This is a genomic window from Photorhabdus sp. RW14-46, from assembly GCF_963887965.1.
Taxonomy (GTDB): domain Bacteria; phylum Pseudomonadota; class Gammaproteobacteria; order Enterobacterales; family Enterobacteriaceae; genus Photorhabdus; species Photorhabdus laumondii.
Genome location: NZ_CAWPHH010000034.1, coordinates 18,744 through 42,615, shown reverse-complemented (window position 1 = coordinate 42,615; position 23,872 = coordinate 18,744). Strand labels below are relative to the sequence as shown.

The 23,872-nt window shown below is 46.7% G+C and carries 16 protein-coding genes and 1 pseudogene; 13 read left to right on the top strand and 4 right to left on the bottom strand.

Translation table 11 applies throughout. From position 1 onward, the window contains the following. Nucleotides 1-51 precede the first annotated feature (51 nt). Nucleotides 52-5,307 carry an RHS repeat-associated core domain-containing protein gene (locus AACQ38_RS20015; RefSeq protein WP_165578903.1) on the top strand — a complete coding sequence of 1,752 codons (5,256 nt, stop codon included), beginning with the start codon at nt 52-54 and terminating at the stop codon, nt 5,305-5,307. A gap of 77 nt (nt 5,308-5,384) precedes the next feature. On the opposite strand, the gene AACQ38_RS20010 is transcribed toward AACQ38_RS20015, so the two are convergent. Next, nucleotides 5,385-5,684, bottom strand: a complete 300-nt coding sequence (locus AACQ38_RS20010; RefSeq protein ID WP_207631937.1) for a hypothetical protein — start codon at nt 5,682-5,684, stop codon at nt 5,385-5,387. 270 nt (nt 5,685-5,954) lie between these two features. Between AACQ38_RS20010 and AACQ38_RS20005 the strand changes: the two genes are divergently transcribed. After that, nucleotides 5,955-7,067: a class II histone deacetylase gene (locus tag AACQ38_RS20005; RefSeq protein WP_011146589.1), complete on the top strand. Its 1,113-nt coding sequence runs from the start codon at nt 5,955-5,957 to the stop codon at nt 7,065-7,067. 220 nt (nt 7,068-7,287) lie between these two features. On the opposite strand, the gene AACQ38_RS20000 is transcribed toward AACQ38_RS20005, so the two are convergent. After that, nucleotides 7,288-7,887 carry a lytic polysaccharide monooxygenase gene (locus AACQ38_RS20000; RefSeq protein WP_011146588.1) on the bottom strand — a complete coding sequence of 200 codons (600 nt, stop codon included), beginning with the start codon at nt 7,885-7,887 and terminating at the stop codon, nt 7,288-7,290. Between the two features lie 192 nt (nt 7,888-8,079). Between AACQ38_RS20000 and AACQ38_RS19995 the strand changes: the two genes are divergently transcribed. Continuing rightward, a complete protein-coding gene (locus AACQ38_RS19995) occupies nt 8,080-8,913 on the top strand; it encodes an SDR family oxidoreductase (protein WP_165578901.1) in 834 nt (277 codons plus the stop codon). 207 nt (nt 8,914-9,120) lie between these two features. Here AACQ38_RS19995 and AACQ38_RS19990 read toward each other — a convergent pair whose 3' ends face one another. Continuing rightward, nucleotides 9,121-10,731 carry an ABC transporter substrate-binding protein gene (locus AACQ38_RS19990; protein ID WP_165578900.1) on the bottom strand — a complete coding sequence of 537 codons (1,611 nt, stop codon included), beginning with the start codon at nt 10,729-10,731 and terminating at the stop codon, nt 9,121-9,123. A 631-nt stretch (nt 10,732-11,362) separates the two neighbouring features. Here AACQ38_RS19990 and AACQ38_RS19985 point away from each other — a divergent pair. The 7 genes and pseudogenes from AACQ38_RS19985 (at nt 11,363) to AACQ38_RS19955 (ending at nt 18,105) form a co-directional block, all read left to right on the top strand. Continuing rightward, on the top strand, nt 11,363-12,793 hold the full coding sequence (locus tag AACQ38_RS19985) for a gamma-aminobutyraldehyde dehydrogenase (protein WP_011146585.1): 1,431 nt from the start codon (nt 11,363-11,365) through the stop codon (nt 12,791-12,793). A 15-nt stretch (nt 12,794-12,808) separates the two neighbouring features. Continuing rightward, a pseudogene (locus tag AACQ38_RS19980) lies at nt 12,809-13,111 on the top strand (nuclear transport factor 2 family protein); the annotation flags it as partial. 18 nt (nt 13,112-13,129) lie between these two features. After that, a complete protein-coding gene (locus tag AACQ38_RS19975) occupies nt 13,130-13,582 on the top strand; it encodes a nuclear transport factor 2 family protein (RefSeq protein ID WP_339367074.1) in 453 nt (150 codons plus the stop codon). A gap of 294 nt (nt 13,583-13,876) precedes the next feature. Then, a complete protein-coding gene (locus tag AACQ38_RS19970; protein ID WP_165578898.1) occupies nt 13,877-15,154 on the top strand; it encodes a 4-aminobutyrate--2-oxoglutarate transaminase in 1,278 nt (425 codons plus the stop codon). Nucleotides 15,155-15,192: 38 nt separating this feature from the next. Then, complete coding sequence (locus AACQ38_RS19965; RefSeq protein WP_165578897.1) at nt 15,193-15,561, top strand: DUF805 domain-containing protein; 369 nt, start codon at nt 15,193-15,195, stop codon at nt 15,559-15,561. Between the two features lie 57 nt (nt 15,562-15,618). After that, nucleotides 15,619-17,160, top strand: coding sequence for an NAD(P)/FAD-dependent oxidoreductase (locus tag AACQ38_RS19960; RefSeq protein ID WP_165578896.1), 1,542 nt, complete (start codon nt 15,619-15,621; stop codon nt 17,158-17,160). 174 nt (nt 17,161-17,334) lie between these two features. Then, nucleotides 17,335-18,105: an SDR family oxidoreductase gene (locus AACQ38_RS19955; protein ID WP_011146580.1), complete on the top strand. Its 771-nt coding sequence runs from the start codon at nt 17,335-17,337 to the stop codon at nt 18,103-18,105. Nucleotides 18,106-18,258: 153 nt separating this feature from the next. Here the strand turns inward: AACQ38_RS19955 and AACQ38_RS19950 are convergent, their stop codons facing one another. Then, the gene (locus AACQ38_RS19950; RefSeq protein ID WP_165578895.1) at nt 18,259-18,996 is read right to left on the bottom strand and encodes a hypothetical protein; all 738 of its coding nucleotides are present in this window, start codon (nt 18,994-18,996) and stop codon (nt 18,259-18,261) included. A 222-nt stretch (nt 18,997-19,218) separates the two neighbouring features. On the opposite strand from AACQ38_RS19950, the gene AACQ38_RS19945 reads away from it, so the two are divergent. From AACQ38_RS19945 to tyrP, 3 genes are all read left to right on the top strand, one after another. Continuing rightward, nucleotides 19,219-20,235, top strand: coding sequence for an NAD(P)H-quinone oxidoreductase (locus AACQ38_RS19945; RefSeq protein ID WP_165578894.1), 1,017 nt, complete (start codon nt 19,219-19,221; stop codon nt 20,233-20,235). A 446-nt stretch (nt 20,236-20,681) separates the two neighbouring features. Next, nucleotides 20,682-22,601, top strand: a complete 1,920-nt coding sequence (locus AACQ38_RS19940; RefSeq protein WP_165578893.1) for a pyridoxal phosphate-dependent decarboxylase family protein — start codon at nt 20,682-20,684, stop codon at nt 22,599-22,601. Between the two features lie 44 nt (nt 22,602-22,645). After that, complete coding sequence (tyrP, locus tag AACQ38_RS19935; RefSeq protein ID WP_011146576.1) at nt 22,646-23,854, top strand: tyrosine transporter TyrP; 1,209 nt, start codon at nt 22,646-22,648, stop codon at nt 23,852-23,854. The last annotated feature ends 18 nt before the right edge of the window (nt 23,855-23,872 follow it).

The window sequence follows — 23,872 nt, the reverse complement described above, 5'->3', positions numbered from 1 at the left end:
GTCTTTGTCCGCGAATCCGAGGAAGAAGGTAACAGCCTTCTTGAATATCTTATGAGAAATGTGCAAACTCAGGCGCATAATTTTACCAGCGCTGCCCAAGCGGGTGTTGACCCCCGCACTGGTATTTTCAGCTTTGGCCTCCCGATGGCCACGCTGTCAGGACACCAAAATCAGGGTCCGTTCCTTGCTCTGCGGTTAAATTACTCCCCCTTGCAGCCTCAGGACGCCTTCGGGCTTGGCCGGGGCATGTCATTTGGTTTGACCATCTATGACGCTTCCACCAACCCTGGGCACCTGCAGCTGGCATCTGGGGAACAATATCGTGTCAACCACAATGTAGCCGGGACTCATTTGACACTGCGTCAGTGCAGACGCCCACCAACACTGACGATTGAAATGCAGACTTCCGGAGAGAACTCGCGATGCGTGGTACGTCATAACACGGGTATGGTGGAGATCCTGAAAAAATATGCTCAGGAAATGTGGCTGCCGGTCCAGATAATGTCACCAATCGGCCGAAGTCTGCATCTGGAATGGAATGACAGACATCGACAGGGGGCTTATCTTCTGACCCGTATCACTGGCGAGGCAGGTAACGTATTGTGTAAGTTTGACTATAACTCTTATCTTTCCATCACAATTTGGCCGGATACCCTCGAAACCGTGACCTTTAATCTGTTGAAGACCAACGGCTACCTGCGCAAGATCAAAAATGTCAGTCAGCCGGCCACACCGCTCACTTGGTCGCTGGACTATGACCCGTCTATAATATTTCCCGGCGATGTCAATCCGCTTTCGTATCTTGTGACACCGGCTGGGTTGACTCAAAAGGTGGACTATGCAGCCAGACAGATGCTTTACAACACCAGTCACGGTCAGGGCGGGCTGCCGGCGGTAACCCGAAGTTTACTTTCCCCTGGACTGAAGCAGCCCTTGCTACAGATAACCTACCGTTACGACGGTAACAACTATTTAGGACATGGGGCGCAGTTTCAGGATTTTAATGAAAACGATGAAAACCTTTTTTCTGTGCCAGGTAGTCATTATACCTACTGGACCGAAGAGCGAGTACACCATCCTGATGGTGGCGAGCAGGTTACCCGGCGTACCTATAACAAATTCCATTTGCTGACGGAGGAACGATTTACCCAAGGGGATTGCACACATACCAAAACCACCCACTATTATGCTGATGAAAATAAGCCGTTTTCGCAACAGCTATCGACTTATCAGTTTCCGAAACAAAACCTGTCACATTGGCAAAAAGGAAGCACTGCCTCTCCGATGTTATCGACATCAATGAAATACGATAAGCAGGGCCATCAAACATGCCAAATCGCAGCGGATGGCACCATTGTGAAAATGCAATGGTACCCGGCTATCGGTGAACCCGGCAGGTGTCCGGCTAACCCTAGTGGTTTTTCGTGCTTTATCAAGAGTCGTACAGTATACCCGCCTCAGACATTCAAAGACGAACCGATTACCCGGGTTGAATACACTTATATCGATATCGCCGAAAAGGCGAAACATCGTCGTCAGGCGGTTATCATGCCACTGACGGAAACGCATTTTCTGTATTCACGGGAAAGTGAAGCCCATCTGGTGCGGCAGAACGTTACTTATGCTTACTATTGTGACGATGTGTCGGCCAGCGACTTTGGGCGTCTCAAACGAAAGACTACCACTTTCCGTAATGACAACTCGCCGGCACATCCTTATGTGCAGCACACGAACTATGCCTTTGTTTTCAAAAACCATCGGTTAACTCGCACGGTGAAACTGAGCACCCAAGCCAATGCTGCCGACCCAGATTATGGCAAGATGACACGGATTACGTCGGATACCGTATCCACGCTCAGCGGCCTCATGCAAACCCAAACGGACAGTGCGGGAAGTACCCTCCAAAACCATTTTAATGCACTGGGACATCAAACCGGCATGGTACTGCACCCGGATGAGGCCGAGTATCGTCAGGAGACACGGATTGACTGGCAACCGGCCAGTGCCTCGTCGCCCGCCCAAGTCACGAAAACTGACCCTTTGGGTAATCGGATACGGATATCTCATGATGCGCTGGAGCAGGTTCTGGCGTCTGAAATTCAGGACAGTGACGGCCCGGCGTCAGCCCGTGACGTGTGGCATATGATGTTGCAGCATACCCTAGATTCATGGGGAAGGGTCACAGAAAGCGTGCAGACAGATTATCTCCGGGCTCCTGGAACCGATATTGTCGCTCCTGCTCCTCTGGGGGAGCGAATTGAGATCCGAACAGCCCTGACTTATGATCATTGGGGGCAGGTCAGCACAATTACCGGCAGTGACGGGATTGTGCACCATAGTCTGGCGGACCCGATAGCCTGTACTGTGACGCACTGGACCACTGACCGAACCGGCAAGGACACGGCCCATATTGTCACCCATCACCACAAATACACGCATCAGGTGGTGAAAATGGAAGTGTTTGAGTCTGCAGACGCTTTAATACATAACACTCCTTATAGTATTAGTCACCAGGAATGGGATGGGGCCGGACGTTTGCGTACCGTCACCGATGCGCTGGGGCGTGTCACCCGGTATGAATATGATGTGTTTGGGCGACTGTTGCGTACGGTCTTGGCGGACAAAACCCAGATTATCCGGCGGTATGCCCGCTTCAGTAGCGCCAATCTGCCCGTTGCAGTGGCCGTGATGGCACTAGGCGAGACGGCAGAAACGGTGCTGGGTGAACAGCGGTTCGATGCACTGGGGCGTCCAGTCAGTATGACTGTCGGGGGACGAACTACCACGTATACTCATGAGCTTAATCCGAAAGCTCGCCCCAACAAAAACAGCATCACTGAACCGGATGGATCGACACAGGATTACCTGAATGAGCCACGCCTAGGAGGGGCGCTGATGGCGGTCATGGCGACGCAGCCAGACGGTAAAAAAGTGCATAAAACGTACCGTTACACGCCAGAAACTGGTCATCTGCTTGATGCGACAGAAGGAAATTCGGTAGTGACGGCGTTGTACGCGCCGTCAGGGCATACGGCAGGGGAGATCACGAGCGTGCACGGTAGCAAGGCGTTGTCCACGCACCGTCTATATTCTCTGGCGGGACGACTGCTGCAGGAGCGCCGTGGTGACGGCAGTTGCTGGACTTACAGCTATGCCACTTCCGGAAACCAGGTCGGCCTGTTGACGCAGATGACGGACGGCAAGACGGTGAAAGTAGTATTTTGCTATGACGACCTGAACCGCGTTGCCCAAACGGTGGCAACGGCCCTGCAGTCCCGGCATGTACTAAAAACCGACATCGAGCGCGATGCCTTCGGGCGGGAGGTGAAGCGTATTTTTAACAGCAATGCCCAAGACACCCGTATATTGCTACAGGAGTACGATGTGGTCGGTCGCGTGGTCAGACGCACCCTACACAAGGGAGACCATCAGGGGGAGGTGCTGACGGATGAACAATTCACGTATGACCTACGCAGTCGCCTGAGTGACTACCGGGTCAGTGGCAGTCTGCTACCCAAGGATGCGTATGGTAACGCGATAGTACGACAAACCTTCATGGCAGACGTACTGGACAATATCACAACATGTGTCACGACGTTGCAGACGGGGGAGAGCAATACCGCTACCCATCACTATAAAAATGCAAAAGACCCCTGCCAACTAAGCTATGTAACAAATACACTGACTTCTAGGGGGTATCTATCGAAGATCCCACTACTGTACGACGGTGCAGGACGCTTAGTCAGGGATGAGGTGGGCCGGACACTACGTTACGATGCGCTTGGACGCCTAAGTCGGGTGGAAGGTGCAAAGCACGGCAGCGGTGACTACGGCTACGATGCCTTTGATCGCCTAGCCTGGCAACAGGGAGACGATACCCGTCGCCTGCATCGGTTGTACTATGACGACAACATGCTGACCAATGAATGGATCAGCGCATCGGAACAAAACCAACAAGCAAACACTGTTATCCGGTATCTGGGTACGGTAGCCCAGATCACACTGGAGTCGCACGGGGAAGAGACGCTGCTACTGGGAACCGACCAGAAACAAAGCGTGATGGCGGTCTGTCGCGAGACTCTAGCCGACCAGACATATACCCCGTACGGGCTGAATACGCCACCCGACAGCACTAAACCCCGCGCGGTCAAGGGATACAATGGAGAGCGGCGTGACCCGATAACTGGCACCACGCACTTGGGGCATGGCTATCGAACCTATAATCCGGTGCTGATGCGCTTTCACTGTCCTGACAACTGGAGCCCGTTTGGCAAGGGCGGTCTTAATTCGTATGCCTACTGCGGTGGCGACCCAATCAATCACGCGGATCCGAGCGGTCATGTTAACTGGTGGAGCGTGGGGTTCGGGATTTTTGGGATTGTGACTGCCGGGATAGCGGCAGTGCTTCTGGCACCGGTGACCGGGGGGGCATCACTGGCGCTGCTGGTTGTTGTGACGGCCTCGGCGGTGGTTTCCAGTGCATTGGACATTGCCAGTGGGGTGCTGGAAGATAGTCATCCCGAGCTGAGTCGCAAGCTGGGAATAGCCGCTTTGATTGTCGGCATTCCAGCGATAGTGGACGGTATTGCACGCCTGCCGGGCATGGTGCGGGCGGGATACAACTTGGTGCGTCAGGCACCGAAGTTATTGCGTGAGGCGAATGAACTGTATAATGCAGGGGTGAAGAGCCTACTAAGCGCAAATCGATTAGCTGTGATAAATATGGGGAGTTCGGCAGTACGAACAGGGAGACGGCTCGGGAGTGGAGCTGAAATTTTGGATGAAGCGCATGTGAGTCAAACCAGAGGTGGCGAGGCTCATCAGGAGGTAATAATGGGGAACATGGGTGACGATACTACCCCGTTTCATGCTGGCACGCGGAACGATTGCGGCCTGCATGCTATCGCTGCCCTGTCCGGCTGGTCAGAGTCCGAAACGGTGAGCAGGCTCGGGTTGTCTACAGAGGGGGTGGAAAGCATCAGCAGGCACGGCATGCGGCTCGATGATATGACCACGGCGTTGCGTATTGCCGACAATGGTAACGCCGTGAGCCACACCCAATTCTCCATTGACGGATTCATAGGGGAGCTGCATAAATTGCCGGACCAGCACAAAGTCGTGCTCGGCATTCAGCGCGATACTGGCATTGGCCACTTTGTTGCAGCAGGCCGCAACGGCAATTATCTGGAAATCTACGATCGTCAAGCAGGAGTGCGTTCGACGCTCACCGAGGCTAATAGCCTCAAGCGTTATCTGAAGGAATATCTGGGCGCGTCGACACTCCACACCTGGTATAGCGCGACATGAATATGACCTTCGCAGCCTGAAAGCGGTGAGAGCATGAAATTGTGTGGGGCACTACATTGGTGTTTATGCTGCTATAGCTAATGTAGAACCATCAATCGTACTCCGGCTAGCTCATTAATTCTGATGCGGAGAGCATTTAAACGATTGCCCCACGGTTTTTTATGCTCTCCCTTAACTACTGGCGTTGTTTTAATATTTATTTCCGGCACTGTGGCAACCCGGGGAACCGGGTTACCAAGATCCGGATTAGTGAAAATAACCAGTTTTTTGTTTCTTTGTACGTAATTACGAATGTGGCTGCGTTTTCTTTCCACCAATCCAAGTTTCACAGACTCCGATTTTGCTCTGGGCCAATGGCTGAACCGGTCGTATCGCATTTTCTGTTAACTGCCTAAAGTTGATTAACTTGTCGTTACTGTCACAAAACAGAAGATATGAAAGTTGTAGGCATCCGTGATGTTATTTTCCGAAGACGACTGCACCGGATTGTTAGAGTTGAGAGGGATCATCTAGGAGCCGGAAATTTCTAGTTGTAACGGTTCGTAATTAAAAACAGTCTGGCTCGTGCTCGTATTTACCCGGTTTTTTGGTATTCTGATTATGTTAATAATGTGTAAATAAATTTAATATTATATAAGGAAGGGGTGATGAAACGAAAAACGGGGTTTTTCTTTGATGAACATTGTTTTTGGCATAGTACTGGCATGCATGTAATGACTCTACCTGTCGGTGGTTGGGTGCAGCCTTCTTCTGGAACTGCACATGCTGAATCGCCGGAAACAAAACGGCGGTTAAAAAATTTGATGGATGTATCAGGCTTGAGCCACTCTTTACACCTTTCTTCGGCATCGCCTATTGATGAGCAAACACTACGTAAAATTCATCCTGAAGAGTACCTGAAGCAGTTTAAGCGAGTCAGTGATAACGGTGGAGGAATGCTTGGTATAGAAGCCTCTCTAGGACCGGGAAGCTATGAAATTGCTAAGCTTTCAGCCAGCCTTGCTTGTGCGGCGGTGGAAGCAGTGCTTAGTGGTGAGCTTGATAATGCTTACAGCCTTTCTCGACCACCGGGTCATCACTGTTTGCCTGATAAACCTATGGGATTTTGTTTTCTAGCAAATATCCCATTGGCAATTGAACAGGCAAAAGCACGTTTTGATTTAAAACGAGTTGCGGTCATTGATTGGGATGTTCATCACGGTAATGGTACTCAACATATTTATTGGGATCGTTCTGATGTTTTGACTATCTCGATACATCAGGATGGTTGTTTCCCTCCAGGATACAGCGGTGAAGATGATATCGGGGAAGGTGAAGGAACCGGTTATAACCTGAATATCCCATTACTTGCTGGAGCCGGACATAATAGCTATATCTATGCAATGACACAGATAGTACTTCCTGCGCTTGAACGCTTTAAACCAGAACTGATTATTGTCGCCTGTGGCTATGATGCGAATGCGATGGACCCTTTGGCAAGGATGCAGCTCCATAGTGAAAGTTTTCGGGAGATGACCCAGCTAGTGCAACAAGCAGCAGATAGTTTATGCGACGGAAAACTAGTCGTTGTTCATGAAGGCGGGTATGCGGAATCTTATGTCCCATTCTGTGGATTGGCTGTACTTGAACAGATGAGCGGCATTCGTACAGAAGTCAAAGATCCAATGTTAGATTCCATACGCTTGCAGCAGCCAAGAGCTGAGTTTGAGCTATTTCAACAACAGCAACTTGATAAACTTAAAGAAAAATTCGGTCTTTAAGCTTTGTTGCATAGGTTTGCTCCACGCTCCACATAGTTTGGAAGCAAACCTATTAAAGTCTCACCTTCATAACATATCAACGACACGTCAATAAAATTTATAGAAAATAACTGAGTTCAATAAATGGAAAAAAAGTCCGATAAACAGGAACAGCATGAGGCTGTTCCCGATAATAGTTATGTTATACCCGTCCCATTGGGTATATAAGATGTACCAAATATCAAGCAGGGCTAATTGTTGTGTCAATTACTTGGTAAAATGCATTTAGGGTATCTGAGATTGTCCAAACACCCAGTATAACGTGATAGCCTTGATAACCCTCTGGTAAGGTACATTTATTAATAACTCTGCTGCTCGGCATTTTTTCCTGATAATCCTCAAAGCAGAAAGGTGTACTATTAAATTGCTCTCTGGTTAAAGGTTTATTGGGATCCCAACCAAGTTTGGTAATAAAATATTCCCAACTTGAGGTTTTGTGTTGAATCATAATTTCCCACTGGAACTCAATCTCACCGGCAGTAATAGGGATTTTTTTCCAACGATCTTCGGTTTGAGCATCCAATGCGCCAAAATGACCAATGCCAGCGCTGGCAATATGACCATCTTCCGGGCCAGCTTGTGGAAAGCCTTTCTTAGCTTCAAGAGATTGAGGCTCATACTTAACCAACCCACAATCCATATTTTGTTCATTTCCTTGTGCGGAACAAAGGAATGCACGACTTCCTGGGCTATCAATATAACCATGAGCCCATGTACCATTAGATAAAGCTGTAATTATCGTAGCGGCTAAAGCCATCACTTTCACTTTATGTTTATACATAATAGCGTCCTCCACTTTGCAGGATAATTTATCTACGACAAATAAAGCCCCAGGACTTAACTATCAATTCTAGATAAATATAATATGATTATCCATTTCATAAATTGATTAACAATTTAATTATATTAAGTTATTGAAATTTTGTTTAAAATATGCCTGTTACTATTTTTTGTAATATAAAAGGAGATTATCATGCAGAGTAATATTTTGGTCACAGGTGGTAAGGGAAAAACCGGAAGGTTGATTAGTGAGTTACTGACCCAAAATGGGAGCACGCATCGGATCGGTACCCGCACCCCTGAATCAAGTAATGAAATTGCCTTTGACTGGATGCGCCCTGATCTGGCTGAAGCCGCATTTTCTGGCATCAGGTCACTATATATTGTGGCACCAACGAACACCAGTGATCATGGCTCAGTAGTACCACCATTGCTTGAAATAGCGCTAGAAAAAGGGGTTCAACGTTTTGTGTTGCTCAGTGCATCGTCACTGGCCTCTGGTGCACCAATGATGGGAAAAATTCACGCCTGGCTGGAAGCTAATGCGCCAGAATGGACAGTGTTACGTCCTACCTGGTTTATGCAGAACTTCTATGAACAACGGCATTTGGTAACAATAAATGAAGAAAATGCTATCTACTCTGCAACGGGCGATGGCAAAGTGGGGTTCATTGACGCTCTTGATATTGCTCAGGCAGCTGTTTCTGCGTTAACATCAAATCGAACCATAAATAAAGATTTCATCCTTACAGGGCCCGAAACACTGAGTTATGGCGATATTGCTTCTGCACTGAGTAAAGCCTTAGGCCGCGAAATTAGTCACCGAAATCTAACGACCAACGAATTGGCCAGTCGGCTACAACAAAATGGACTGGATGAAACCTACTCAAAAATCCTTTCAGCAATGGATAGTGACATTGCATCAGGTACTGAAGACCGCATTACAGATGGCGTCAAAGCATTAACAGGTGTAAATCCTTGTTCACTGGATATCTTTATTCAGCGGGAATGTCCTCGCTGGAGATAATAATTAACCAATATATACCCTATGGATTTCAAGATACATCGCGGCGGCAAAGGAGCGAATCCCCGGGAGCATAGAGAACTATGTGACTGGGGTGAGTGAGTGCAGCCAACAAAGAAGCAACTTGAAAGATGACGGGTATATTACGGTTTAAAACAACCAATCTGCTCAAAACCGTAATATCTACTTAAATGCTACAATAATATGTTATTAATGTTTAATAACATAAAGATCTTTTGTCGATACGAAACCCAATGGACTCATATAATACCCACCAATATAAGGTTTGACTAATCTAACACCGATATAGTAATAAACGGGAATTGCTGGTACATCTTTTGCCAAAATGTCTTCTGCTTGCTGAAAATATTTTCGATCATTTGTTGCTTTAGCTTTATTTATCAAATTATCATAAGCATGATTGCTATATAAGAATGTATTATTAGAACTATCAGTAACAAAATTATTTAAAAACGAGGCAGGATTATCGTAATCAGCGATCCGTGCATATCTCACCATCTCAAAATTACCTTGATGAATAACATCTAACATAGCTTTTCGTTCTTGGTTCTGCAAAGTAATATCTACATCCAGACTTTTTTTCCACATTGAAGTCGCCGCAATAGCAATTCGTTTATGCTCTTCTGATGTATTATAAAGAAGTTTAAATTTCAATGGATTATCTCTATTATAACCCGCTTCATTTAATAATTTCCTAGCTTTCTCAATTCTTGCTTGTTGTGTCCATGATGCATAATCAGGTTGCCCTAAATTCACTCCTCCAGTATTTGGTGGGGTATGATTATAAGCAGGTTCTTGGCCTTGCCCCAAAACTTTATTCGCTATAATCTCTTTATCTAAAGCCAAATTTAATGCCTGTCTGACTCTGAAATCATTAAAAGGTGCTTTTTGATTATTAAGATCATAATAATAAACGCCTAATGCTGGTGTGATATGAACTTGATTACCTAATTTTGCCTTTAAGGATTTAAATAAAATCGACGGGATATTCTTGGTGATATCAATTTCTCCGGCTAGATAACGATTAATATCTGCCGTTTCTGATGCTATTGGAAGGTAAGTGACTTTATTGATAACAGTATGAGCACTATCCCAATATTGTGAATTCCTGACACCCACAACCTTCTCATTGACAACCCATTCGGACAACTTAAATGGCCCACTACTGACAAATACATCGGGATGAGTCCATTTTTCGCCATACTTTTCAACCGCTTTTTGGCTAATAGGCACCATAACAGGGTAGGCCAACATCGGTAAAAAATAGGATACGGGTTGTTCTAACGTCACTTCCAAAGTCAAATTATCCAGTGCTTTTACACCTAATTCATCAGTTTTTTTCTTACCAGCAACAATATCTTTGGCATTGACTACGTGCATGTTTCCAAGATAACTGCCATACGGAGACGCAATTTTGGGATCAACTAAACGTCGCCAGCTAAAAACCACATCATGAGCAGTAATAGGGGAGCCATCAGACCACTTTATTCCTTTTCTTAGATGAAATAACCACACTTTATTATTTTTGGTTTCCCAACTGACCGCTAAATCAGGGATGATTTTTCCATCACTGCCAGCTCTGATTAATCCACTAAAAAAATCATGAACAATATTAAACTCAACATCATTTTCAACTTTATGAACATCAAGAGACACAGGTTCCGAACCATTATTGCGAACGATATCTTGATTAACTGACAATAATGTACCTGCTGGAATAATTGCTGCATGAGATAATGCCAGATTGAAAAATATAATACCTGTGAATAAGGATATATTCCTTAATGTTTTATTCATCATTTGTTCTCCAAGAGGATCTCATTTTGGGGGTAGCTATTTCAGGGAAATCAATTATTTGATAATTAAGGTTTTTATTTAATCTTGCAAACCAAACCTCAGAATGTTTATGATTATTTAAGATATTAAGTGATTCTATTGAATACCCTATTTTGAATGTAAGAGGTATAACTATAATTAAGTATTAGCATAAAATACTTAGTGCTACTTCATCAATCATGAGCTTACAGTACCAAGTGGAATAATTGCTGCATGAGATAATGTCAAGCCTCTAAATATAATTCCTGCGAATAAAGATATATTTTTTATTGTCTTTTCCATCGTAATTTCTCCAATAAGACTTCGCTTTTTAATATTGATGTTGCAAATTGGGCAATCTTTGATATTAGCTCGATTGTAAATAATCCTGCCGAGGAATAACCCCCGAATCTTTTCTTCCAGTAAAAAAAATCCTCGATCCTGCTCACAGATCGGCCGGTATATTTTCCTGAACAGGAGTGTCGAAAGTTACATCTATGTCTTTAATTACTCTTTTATTTTTGTTTTTTAGTTGAAAAATTAACATCTACATAACAATTGAACATACTAAGTTATAGGTTATATTTTATGTTATCCAATCCATCAGGAGGTAACCATGCCGGTACCAACGCTCAGGCATTTCATTAATAGTCAGTATGTTGAATCTAAAAGTTCCGAATATTTTGACCTAATAAGCCCGGTCACGGGTGAAACCTATGCGCGTTCTCCTAACGCGACTATAGCGGATGTTAATGAAGCTTATGCATCAGCTAAAGAGGCATTCAAGATCTGGGGGCGCAGCACACCGTCAGCACGTCAGCAAGCGTTGCTGGCATTAGCCGATGCGGTAGAAAAAAACTCTGAACGTCTGATCGAAGCGCAAAGCCGCAATACCGGGCAGCTCAAGCATCTGATTGCCTCTGAGGAAGTTGCGGCGTCAGTGGATCATATTCGTTTCTTCGCGGGTGCCGCCCGTTTTCTGGAAGGCAAAGCGACGGCTGAATATCTTCCTGATATGACGACCAGTATTCGGCGCGAACCACTCGGCGTGGTGGGGCAAGTTACGCCGTGGAACTACCCGCTGATGATGGCAGTATGGAAGATAGCGCCTGCGTTAGCCGCGGGTAATACCGTGGTACTCAAACCGAGCGATACCACGCCGGAAAGTACTCTGTTGCTGGCTGAACTGGCCGCTCCGTTCTTCCCGACAGGTGCATTCAACGTAGTGTTGGGTAATGCCAGCGCGGGGGCGCTGGTCGTTTCACACAAAACGCCAGCTATGGTTTCCATCACGGGTTCCGTACGCGCAGGTTTGCAGGTTGCCTCTTCGGCGGCAGCTAATCTCACCAGAGCACATTTGGAGCTAGGTGGCAAAGCGCCAGTGGTTGTTTTCGCCGATGCAGATATGGACAAAGCGGTGGAGACCATTGCTACCGCGGGGTATTTCAATGCGGGTCAGGATTGTACGGCAGCCTCGCGTGTGTTGGTGCATGAATCTGTTTACGATACCTTCGTCGCTAAACTGGTGGCGGCAGCTAAAGCTACCCGCTTTGGCTACCCGGAAGATGAAGAGGCGCTATATGGGCCGCTCAATAATGCTCGTCAGCTGGAGCAGGTCAAAGGGTTCATTGCGCGTTTGCCCGCGCATGCCTGTATTGAAACCGGGGGCCGTCAGGCTGAGCGCTCGGGTTATTACTTTGAACCTACGGTAATTACCGGTCTGGAACAGCACGACGAAGCAATCCAGACCGAGATTTTCGGCCCGGTTATCACGGTGCAGAAGTTCCGCGATGAACAGGATGCCATAGAGAAAGCTAACGACGTGAAATACGGACTAGCCTCCAGTGTCTGGACCCGCGATCATGGCCGCGCTTTGCGCCTGTCACGTGAACTCGATTTTGGTACCGTCTGGATTAACACCCATATTCCGCTTACGGCAGAAGCGCCGCACGGCGGCTTCAAGAGCTCAGGATATGGTAAAGATCTGTCGGCTTATGGCTTCGATGAATATACGCGTATCAAACACGTGATGAGTTCCAACGACTGACACAGGACATCCGTAATGATTCAGAATAGATCTCCACGCGACTTGGTGTCGCGTGCGCACCACGAACTGTTTACTGACCGTGATATAGGGGCGCTTGATCGTTATTTTGCGCCGCATTTCATCGAACATTCCCCGTTGGTTAAAGAGGGTCTTGCCGGATTGCGTGAGCTGGTCTGGACACATCCTGAACTGCACCACGAAACGTATCGAGTATTGCAGGATGGTGATCTGGTCGCCATCCACGGTCGTTTTACGGGATTAGACGACTGGCCGTTGGTCGGTTTCGATCTGTACCGGGTTGCCGACGGCTTAATCGTAGAGCACTGGGACGGCCTGGTGCCGCAGGCTGCACCCAACGTCAGTGGCCGGACTCAGTTAGACGGCCCGACTGAAGCAGGCGATGACCATGACCGAGAGAAGAATCGCGAACTGGTGGTCAACTTTTTTACACGTACCCTGATCGAGGGTCACTACGAAGAGTTTGGAAACTACACTAATGGTGAATTGTTTCGCCAGCACAGCCCCGATATTCCCGATGGTACGGCGGCAGTTATCTCGTTTCTTGAGCAACTCAGAGATAAAGGGCAGGGGCTGCATTACACTAAAATTCACCGTACGGTAGCCGATGGGCAGTTTGTTCTGACTCATTCGGAAGGGAGTATCGCCGGAGCGCGTCATAGCTACTTCGAGCTATGGCGCATTGAGGACGGCAAAGTGGCTGAACTTTGGGATGCTATCACCCCGGTACCGGAGGATGCGAAAGCGCTGCATCGCCACGGTATTTTTTAGCGTTGATCGATACCCGGCGCGAAGCTTGTGGTCGCGCCGCTACCGGATGCCCATACACAGGCAGATATGCGCTCATCGACGGTCCCTCTGTGGATTATGTCTGCAACGGAGCCTACATAATTACAATGCCCACTCGGTACTCATCGTTGGGGATTTTGTCGGTGCGGCGGCGGATATGCTAGTTTCGACGCTGGATCGGTTACTTCTACCAGCTTTGGATAGCTATTTACATCGGGCGTCTGTCTGTTGAAGCTCGCTTATTTCAGATTGCTGAGGAGTTAGGAGTTTTCATTTATGACTGAATCTATGCTAGCCAAAAGACGCAGCGCAGCTATTGCAAGAGGCGTGGGCGTGACCACACAAGTCTATGCGGAGCGTGCGGAAAACGCTGAAATTTGGGACGTTCATGGGCAACGTTATATCGATTTTGCCGCCGGTATCGCCGTGGTGAATACCGGCCACTGCCATCCGCGCGTCATCGCGGCAGCCAGAGAACAGATGGAACAGTTCACCCACACCTGCCATCAGGTGGTGCCCTACGAAAATTATGTGGCGCTGGCCGAACGTCTGAACCGCTTGGTGCCCGGTAATTTCGCGAAGAAAACCGTCTTTGTCACTACCGGGGCCGAGGCGGTGGAAAATGCTGTAAAGATCGCGCGTGCCGCTACCGGGCGCAGTGGCGTGGTAGCTTTCAGCGGTGCTTTCCATGGCCGTACCTTCCTCGGTATGTCATTAACCGGCAAAGTTGCACCGTACAAAATGGGGTTCGGCCCGCTGGTTAGCGACGTTTACCGTGTTCCGTTTCCGGTCGGGCTGCATGGCATTAGTGTGGAACAAACGCTGAATGCGCTGGAAAATCTCTTTAAAGCCGACATTGAGCCCACGCGCGTTGCTGCCATCATCATCGAACCGATACAGGGCGAAGGCGGTTTCTATCCTGCTCCTCCCGAGCTGCTCAAAGCGCTGCGTGAGATCGCCAATTGCCACGGCATTGTACTTATCGCCGATGAGATCCAGACCGGTTTCGCACGTACGGGCAAACTGTTTGCTATGGAGCATCATGAGGTTGTTGCCGATCTGACCACTATGGCGAAAAGTCTGGCGGGCGGTTTGCCGCTGGCTGCGGTAACGGGACGTGCAGAGTTGATGGACGCTGTAGTGCCCGGCGGTCTGGGGGGAACTTATGGTGGTAACCCGGTGGCGATTGCAGCCGCCCATGCGGTGCTGGATGTGATCGAAGAAGAAAAGCTGAATGTGCGAGCGACACAGCTGGGAGAGCAACTAAAACAGCGTCTGCATGAACTGCGACCGCATGTCCCGCAGATTGCCGACGTGCGAGGGCTCGGGCTGATGATTGCGGTGGAGTTTAACCATGCGGACAGTCAGGAACCCGATGCCAACTTTACCAACGCGGTACGCCAGAAAGCGCTGGAGTGTGGTCTGATCCTGTTGATGTGCGGTGTACACGGTAACGTGATCCGTTTCCTTCCGCCGCTGACCATACAAAATGACGTTTTTAATGAAGCGCTCAACATTCTGGAATCTGTGCTGCTCGATCTGACTAAACAGTAGAGTAGATATAATCGGTTACCTCACAAGAGGGGATAACAATGCACTGGTATTTAAATGTATTAAAGAACTATGCATATTTCAGGGGGCGGGCCCGGCGTAAGGAGTTCTGGTATTTTTTTCTGTTCCAAATCTTGGCTGTATTTATTATCTCTTTCCTTGAAAACTACTTTGCTGTTGCCAATCCTGAAATTTATATGGGCTGGTTCAGCGCTATCTATCTGCTGCTCACGTTTTTGCCCGCGCTAGCAGTGAATGCTCGCCGCCTGCACGACATCAACTGTAGTGCTTGGTGGTTACTGCTACATCTCATACCGTTTATCGGCACTATTATCCTGCTGATTCTCGCCGGTCTGAAAGAGAGCTCTGGCAACAATAAATACAGCTCAGATAGCCGGACTCACCCATAGCAAAACTCTCCGGACTCGGCCAGCAGGTGATTTCAAGATCATGACAGGAGTGTTGAAATGACAATGAATAGAAGAGCCTTTATCTCTACCGTCGCGACGCTCGCGGGGGCAGGAGTGCTTTCATCCGCACTTCCCAATTTATCCCTGCTCGCCCGGACCTTAACCACGGCCGATGCTCCGGCTAACACTATTGATAAGCTCCGGCCAACACTGTTGGAGGATGCACAGCATAGAGCCAGCCGGTTGGGACTGGATCCGCGCATCTGGAGCTGGCATAAAGACGCTGCTGCTGGCGTCATGCCAGCCAACTATTATGAAGCTTCTTTAGCTGACTGGCCCGCTTTGGGAAACCTGCCCGGAGACCAGAACTGCGAAGTTGTGGTTATCGGCGGAGGGTTGCTGGGTGCTTCCACGGCATTGCATCTTGCTGAAGCGGGAGTGGACGTGATTCTGGTTGAAAAGGATAACATTGGTTCAGGAGCTTCTGGCCGCAACGGGGGACAGATAACCCCCGGGCTCGCACGCTGGGAAGCTAAGACCATACTGGAAAAACTTTCATTCGATGAGGCTAAACGCTTATGGCGTTTTGCCTCTGTTGAAGCGATGAATCTCTTGGATGAACTCCGTGAGCGTTATCGTTTCGAATGTGACCGCAAATATGGTCATATCACTGTTGCAGTGCACGCAGGCCACATGGGGCCGCTGGTGGCTAATGCCGATGCCCGGCGTCAACTGGGAGATACGGCGATGAAGGTTATCGGGCCGCACGAATTGCAGGAAGAGTATGTGCGTTCGGGCATCTACCACGGAGCAAATATCGACAGTATCGGTGGGCAGGTCCAGCCTCTGGCACTGTTGCGTGGTCTGGCTTATGGTTTCGCCAGACTGGGTGGGCGAATCTATGACAGCACAAAAGTGAAGGGCATCAAGCAGGATACTGGTGGCACAATCGTAGAAACTGAGCGGGGGACTATCAGGGCAAGTAAAGCCGTGGTGTTGGGTGTGCATGGCTCCACGGGTGAGTTTATCTCCGGCCCTTCCACCACGGTGCCTTTTTTCTCCTACGTGGCGGTAACGCCGCCGTTGCCAGTGGATGTCAAAGAACTGATCCCATCAAATCTGCCGGTCTACGATACACAGTTACAGGTTGACTACTATCGTGCTGTGCGCAACAACCGCCTACTGTTCGGTGGACAGGGGACTGGCAATTCCTGGTCACCACGTGATGTGAACAACTATCTGCTTGGGCGTATCAGAACCGTGTTCCCACAGTTGGAAAAAGCTGAACTGGAATATTCCTGGGGCGGGATCAGCGATCTGACCCTGAACGGTGCCACCGATGCTCGCAAGAGCAACGACAGAGTACCCGTGTATATGGTACATGGCTGGAGTGGTCATGGCGTGGCGCAAACGGTACGCATTGGCAAAGCTATCAGCGACGATCTGACCAGACGCAACGACGACTTTACCATGCTTACCTCCATTGACCACGCGAGTATCCCGCTGGGTTCCTATCTCTCTCCGGTAGCCATTCCGTTGGCTAAGGGTATTCTGGGAGTGATCAGCACGCTTAATCCGGCAAACATAGTTTCGTTCTGAGCATTGCCTCACTAATATGTCTTATGTGAGCACTTCTGGAGTAACTCTCTATAAGTATTCTGTGTTTCACTAAGCAATTATTGATACCGCCACCGCATGATCTAGAGTCAATAGAACTCTCAAATTGCGCCTGTAATAGCACTACACATAGCACTACACAATGAGGAATATCAAATGGATCGTATGCTAGAAGGTAAGGTTGTGATTGTCACTGGCGGCGCGAGTGGCATCGGAGCAGGTATTGCTTTAGCCGCTGCGCGTCATGGCGCAGCAACCGTAATTATCGGCGATATCACGGATCAACCCCGAGAGGGAGGAACGCCAGTGTTCCAGCGTCTCCGTGCGCTTGGTACACAAGCCATATTCCACCGGTGTGATGTCACCTCGCGAAGCGAGATGGATGCATTAGTCGATATCGCTACACCATTCGGCGGTGTTGATTTGATGGCTTGCAATGCAGGAATTGCATTAGCTACCGATGGCCCACAGATTAATGCGGACGATTTTCACAAACTGCTTACGGTCAACCTTGATGGTGTTTTATTTGGCGCCCAGGCTGCTGCTGAACAGATGATAAAACTGGGCAAACGCGGAAGTATTGTAGCAACGTCAAGTATGGGGTCCATTAGGACAGGACAACTTACAACCGCCTATTCCACGAGCAAAGCTGGCGTGAATATGATGGTGGCCGCATTGGCCGATGCTTTTGGGCCGTCAGGTATTCGTGTTAATGCAGTATGCCCAGGGCTGATCAATACAGCACTTCCTCTTTCCTCGCCGGAAGTCGCGAAAATGTTTGATGGGTTACGGGAGAGGATGCCCCTTCGTCGATTGGGAGAACCGGAAGAGGTAGGAAATGCAGTTGTGTGGTTAGGATCAGATCTCGCGTCGTTTATAACTGGCGTATCACTGCTAGTCGACGGCGGACAAACGGTAGTACTGTGAGAACACGCATTTTTGCGCAGTTGGTATATTCCAAAGGAGAGTAGGGTAAAATGGCTGTTTCTCAATTATATGCTGGACTTCTTTATATATACCCGTCATCTTTCAAGTTGCCTCTTTGTTGGCTGCACTCTCTCACCCCGGTCACATAGTTCCCTATGCTCCCGGGGATTCGCTCCCTTGCCGTCGCGATCCATCTTGAAATCCATAGGGTATAGAATCAGCAGAACTGAACATTTGCGCCAGTTTTATCAATTGAGCAATTTCATCATTGGAGGCACCATTTCTGAGGATATCCAGTACCGTCGTGGATTCAGCCAACTCGATACCAAGATTAAATGTCTTGATTTTACGGAGGAAAAAACCGCACTTTTTTACGCCACTGACTGGACCTAGATTAGCCAGCATTTCTGGAACACCTGTTAAATATCCCTTATTGCTAGTTTTTTTATTTACCGAAAACTGAAATACAGGATATAAATTCTCTATTCCCCAATTTAATACAATGAGTTTATGATTTTCACCATACTTATTTACTGTCGGGCGGGTCACTCCTAATATATCAGCAACCTTACTGGACTTATAAACACCACCATATTCCCCAAGATGGGCAAGAAAAGCGTTTCTAGTTTCGATAAATTCCTCGTGTTCTTTCTTTTCCTGTGTGATATTTGCCACTATTTCAATATAGTTAGCTCGTCCTTTGACTTCTGACCAAAATTCATCATCAGGTAAAGTCAACAACTGAGAAATACTCTCTGAATCTTTGTTTTTAAGCACATTAATAAAATGATCAGCAAGATTGATGATACGTGCTCTGACCAGTTCAGGCTGATCAAATCCACTTTTCAGTTTTACTGCCAGAGCATTGAGCTCTTTCGTCGTTGTCCCCATAGAGTTACCTCAATTATTTTTGTCATTTTTAAAAATGAGCATACATGAAATGGTAAGATTTTGGCACCTATGGTCTTAATCGTTTGTGGAAAAACCTCAGCCGAGCTCCTTAGTGCAAGCATTATTTCTCAGCACTCTTTCCACAAATCAGAATAAATAATATTATCATCTAAACTTAAACTAAATTCATAAAAAGGATCATCGAAAAAATAAGAGGTATATATGCACAGCCAAATTAATTCATTGCCCCAATATATGTTAGCTATCAGTATCATTAAGCCCGGAGGCCCGGAGAAATTGCATTTGGTCCAGGTTCCGTTGCCGCGGCCAGGAAAAGGTTACTTGTTAGTAAAAGTGGCGGCGGCGGGTGTGAATCGGCCTGATATATTTCAGAGAATGGGTTCTTACCCACCACCACCTGATGCATCTCCATTGCCGGGGTTAGAAATTGCAGGAGAAGTGGTTGCCAAAGGTGAAGGTTGTGAACGCTGGAACCTTGGCGATAAAGTTTGTGCCCTTGTTGCCGGAGGCGGTTATGCCGAGTATTGTCTGGTACATGACTCCGTTGCCTTACCCATCTATGGCTTGGATTTTGTTCAGGCAGCCGCATTGCCAGAAAACTTTTTTACCGTCTGGGCAAATGTTTTTCAGACTGGTCAGTTGAAACAAGGAGAAAATTTGCTGATTCACGGTGGTACTTCTGGGATAGGCAGTGTCACTATTATGTTAGCAAAAGCCTTTGGTGCCAAAGTTATTACTACCGTCGGCTCTGATGAGAAAGCCAAAGTTGCACACAGTTTAGGTGCTGACTTTGTTATTAATTACCATAAAGAAGATTTCGTTGATCGGGTATTGAAAATCACGGGTAATCATGGGGTTGATATGGTTGTTGATTTAATCGGTGGTGATTATGTCAATAAAAACTATAAGGTTGCTGCTAAATTCGGGAGAATTATTCAGATTGGTATGATGAAAGGAAACCCTGAAAATCTTAATCTGATGCCCTTAATGCTAAAACGTCTGACTCACACAGGTTCTACATTACGTTCTCGCAGTGTAGAAGAAAAAGCAGAGATAGCCAAAGAGTTAGAAAAACAGGTCTGGCCACTACTGAAATCAGGAAAAGTCACTCCATTAATTTGTAAGGTATTTGATCTGAAAGATGCGGCTGATGCACATCGAATGATGGAAGCCGGTGATGTTATCGGCAAGGTTATGCTGGTAAATGTATCACCTTAATAGTACTTCTGCTTAAATCAGGGCTATTTTAACTTGTAGCCCTGCATTCTATCTACTAACCTCTTCGCGTTAGAATAAACCATTATGGTTAATAAGGTTAATGGCAAATAACGCTCTATTTTTTGATTGGTTTTTATTCGTTCTTTGTCCTCGCGCACAAAATCAGAATTTATATTTAACGTCATTGTTAATATTTTAACAAATATAGTCTATATCTATTAACAAATGATCGTTTATAGATATGTTAATGATTAATCTATTACACCTGATAGATTTTTCTTAATGTTTAGAATAATGAGGTATGACCAGCTATGAGTAAGTTAGGTGGCATACAATTTTCTGTCTGCCTATCAGAGGATAATAGTGATTTCATTAATAAATAAAGAATTTAAAAATCTCTCTGTTGCTGACAGCCGTTTTTGTTAGTTGGAAAAGGGTATGTGATTATGACCAAGCAGTTTACTTCGCACTTAAACATCGATGCGTTGTTTTTAGGCCCTAAATCAGAAAATACGGTTTTTTTTAGAGAAATGATGGAATATGCCGTAAGTGAGCACATGCACTGGCGTTCTGATTTTCATCCTGAAGACCCCGCCTTGGTAACTTCAGTTGATCGTTACGCACCTGATTATAGAGAAACCCTTTATCGGACAGAGGGTATTCTGAACCAGCTATCTGCCAAACTGAAAAACACCTCTGTTCCCTGGTTTTCTCCTCGTTATATGGGACATATGAATGCCGATACCTTGATGGTCTCCAATCTCGCTTATGTCATGGCTATGATGTACAACCCGAACAATTGTGCCCACGAGTCATCACCGACAACAACAGAGCTAGAAATTGAAGCAGGGCTAGATTTATGCCGGATGTTTGGTTATGACCCTCGCCGAGCCTGGGGACATATCACATCGGGAGGAACTGTCGCTAATTATGAAGGGCTATGGGTTGCGCGTAATTTAAAAACCATGCCTCTTGCCATTGCACAACACCCGCAATCTCGTGATTTGGTTGCAAATAAATCAGAACAACAACTGTTGAATATGTCGTCATCAGACATTCTGGATTTAACGGATGAATTAAAGAAGCGTGGCATTTTCGAAGAAGTTCGTGAACTTTCTTGCCGGGGTGTTGGGATAAAACAGGGAATGTTCGGCAAGGTCTTGGTACCACAGTCGAAACATTATTCATGGATGAAAGCAATGGATGTTCTAGGGATTGGTCAACAGCATATTGTGCCATTGCCGGTCGATGCAAATTATCGTACCGATGTTGAAAAAATGCGCGAAATTACATTCAGTCTGATAGAGCAGGGAGAACCTATTCTAGCGATGGTAACCGTAGTTGGAACTACGGAAGTGGGTGCCATTGATCGAGTTGATGAAGTTATTGCATTGCGTAAAGAGTGTGAAGAGCGTTATGGCGTCTCATTTTATGTGCATATTGATGCTGCTTATGCCGGTTATGCCAGCGCAATGTTCCTTAACGAGCGGGGAGAGTTTATGGAATATGATGAACTTATCCGTCGTTATCGTGAATTGGCAATCATTCCGGAAGATATTATTTGGCCTAAACCTGAAATTTACCAAAGTTTCCGGGCCATGTGTCAGGCTGATTCAATCACTGTAGATCCTCACAAAGTTGGATTTATTCAATATGCCGCCGGTGCGGTATGTATGAAAGATAAACGTATTGTTGACCTAATTTCCTACCGTGCAGCTTATGTTTTTGAAGATGTTGATACGCAACAGGATCAAGCTGTTAATCGGCGTGTCGTGCTCGGTGCTTCTATTATGGAGGGATCTAAAGCCGGAGCTATCGCCGCCGCAATTTGGGCTGCGCATCGATTGGTTCCACTGAATATCAGTGGCTACGGAAAAGTCATTGCTGCCGGTATTGTGACGGCCAATTGGATGGTTAAAAAACTTTTAACCACAGAACCATTGGTTGTTGATAAACGCCGGTTTGAAATTCATGCCATGCCGAATCCTGATTTCCATATGGTCAATTTTACTTTTAAAGAGCAAGGAAATGATGACTTAATACATCATAATCGTCTTAATAAACGGATGTACGAACTTTGTTCATATGCCTCTGGACGTACTTATACCAATGATTTTTTGACTTCTTCCACCTCCCTTGGTTATGAAGAGTATGGTGATACTCCCTGGCATTATGTTGCAAGTTGCGGTTTTGACCAAAAAGAATGGCAGAAAGTCCACCGTTTATATGTCTTACGGGCTGCTGTGATGACTCATTGTTTACGTAATGCTGACGATTTTGACGAGTATTGGGAAAGGCTCCAGAAAATTTTTATTCACAAACTGACTCAATTTATTGATGAAGAAGAAAAAAAGAAAGTGGCCTGATTTTCTATTATTAAATATTTGCTGTTGATTCGAAGGGAAAAAACGTGAAGAACCGTACTTTTGGCAGTACTTTTATTATCGCCGGAACAACCATCGGTGCTGGTATGCTAGCCATGCCATTAGCCACCGCCGGTGTAGGATTTGGTGTAAGTTTGATCATGTTGGTTAGCTTGTGGGTTTTGATGAGTTACACCGCATTATTGCTGGTTGAAACTTACCAATATGAATCCCCTGATACGGGGTTAGGGACACTTGCTCAACGTTATCTTGGCAGCAGCGGCAAAATATTAGCCGGTTTCAGCATGATGTTTCTAATGTATGCATTAACATCAGCCTACATTAGTGGCGCAGGGGAATTACTGACAGTCAGCCTCAACAAATGGCTGAATCTATCTCTTCCTGCCTCAGTCGGTGTTATCCTGTTTACCGTGATTGGTGGGGGAGTTGTTTGCATTGGTACCCGTTCAGTAGATATGGTTAACCGAGTTATTTTTGGTGCAAAAATTATTTTCTTGGTATTAATGTTGGGGATGATGATGCCGCATGTTCAGCATATTAACTTACTGACCATGCCATTAGAACAAGGATTAATACTATCTTCAATTCCGGTGATATTCACCTCGTTTGGTTTTCACGGTAGTGTTCCCAGTATTGTGAAATATATGGATGGCGATATCCGTCGACTCCGCTGGGTGTTTATCATCGGCAGCGCAATTCCGCTAATTGCTTATATTCTCTGGCAATTGGCGACACTCGGAAGTATTAATTCCAGCACATTCGTCAATATTTTAGCTGAAAACGCAGGGTTGAATGGCTTATTACACAGCATTCGCGAAGTTGTTGCTTCACCGAAAACTGAGCTTGCAGTACAAATGTTTGCCAACCTGGCGCTCGCAACCTCATTCCTCGGTGTCACACTTGGCCTGTTTGATTTTCTGGGTGATCTATTTAAACGCAAAAATAGCGTAGCCGGGCGTATGCAAACTGGTTTGTTAACTTTCGTTCCGCCATTGATTTTCGCGCTATTTTACCCAAAAGGATTTGTAATGGCGTTAGGATATGCCGCGGTCGCGCTATCAATTTTGGCGTTAGTATTGCCTAGCCTCCTGGCATATAAATCCCGCCAGCAAAATGAACGTCGATATCGGGTACCTGGTGGTAAGCCTGTACTATTACTGGTGTTTGCCTGCGGTATTGCAGTAATAGCAATCCAAATTGGCATAGTCAGTGGAATGTTGCCGGAAGTAGGGTGAATACAGGGTTATCGAAGA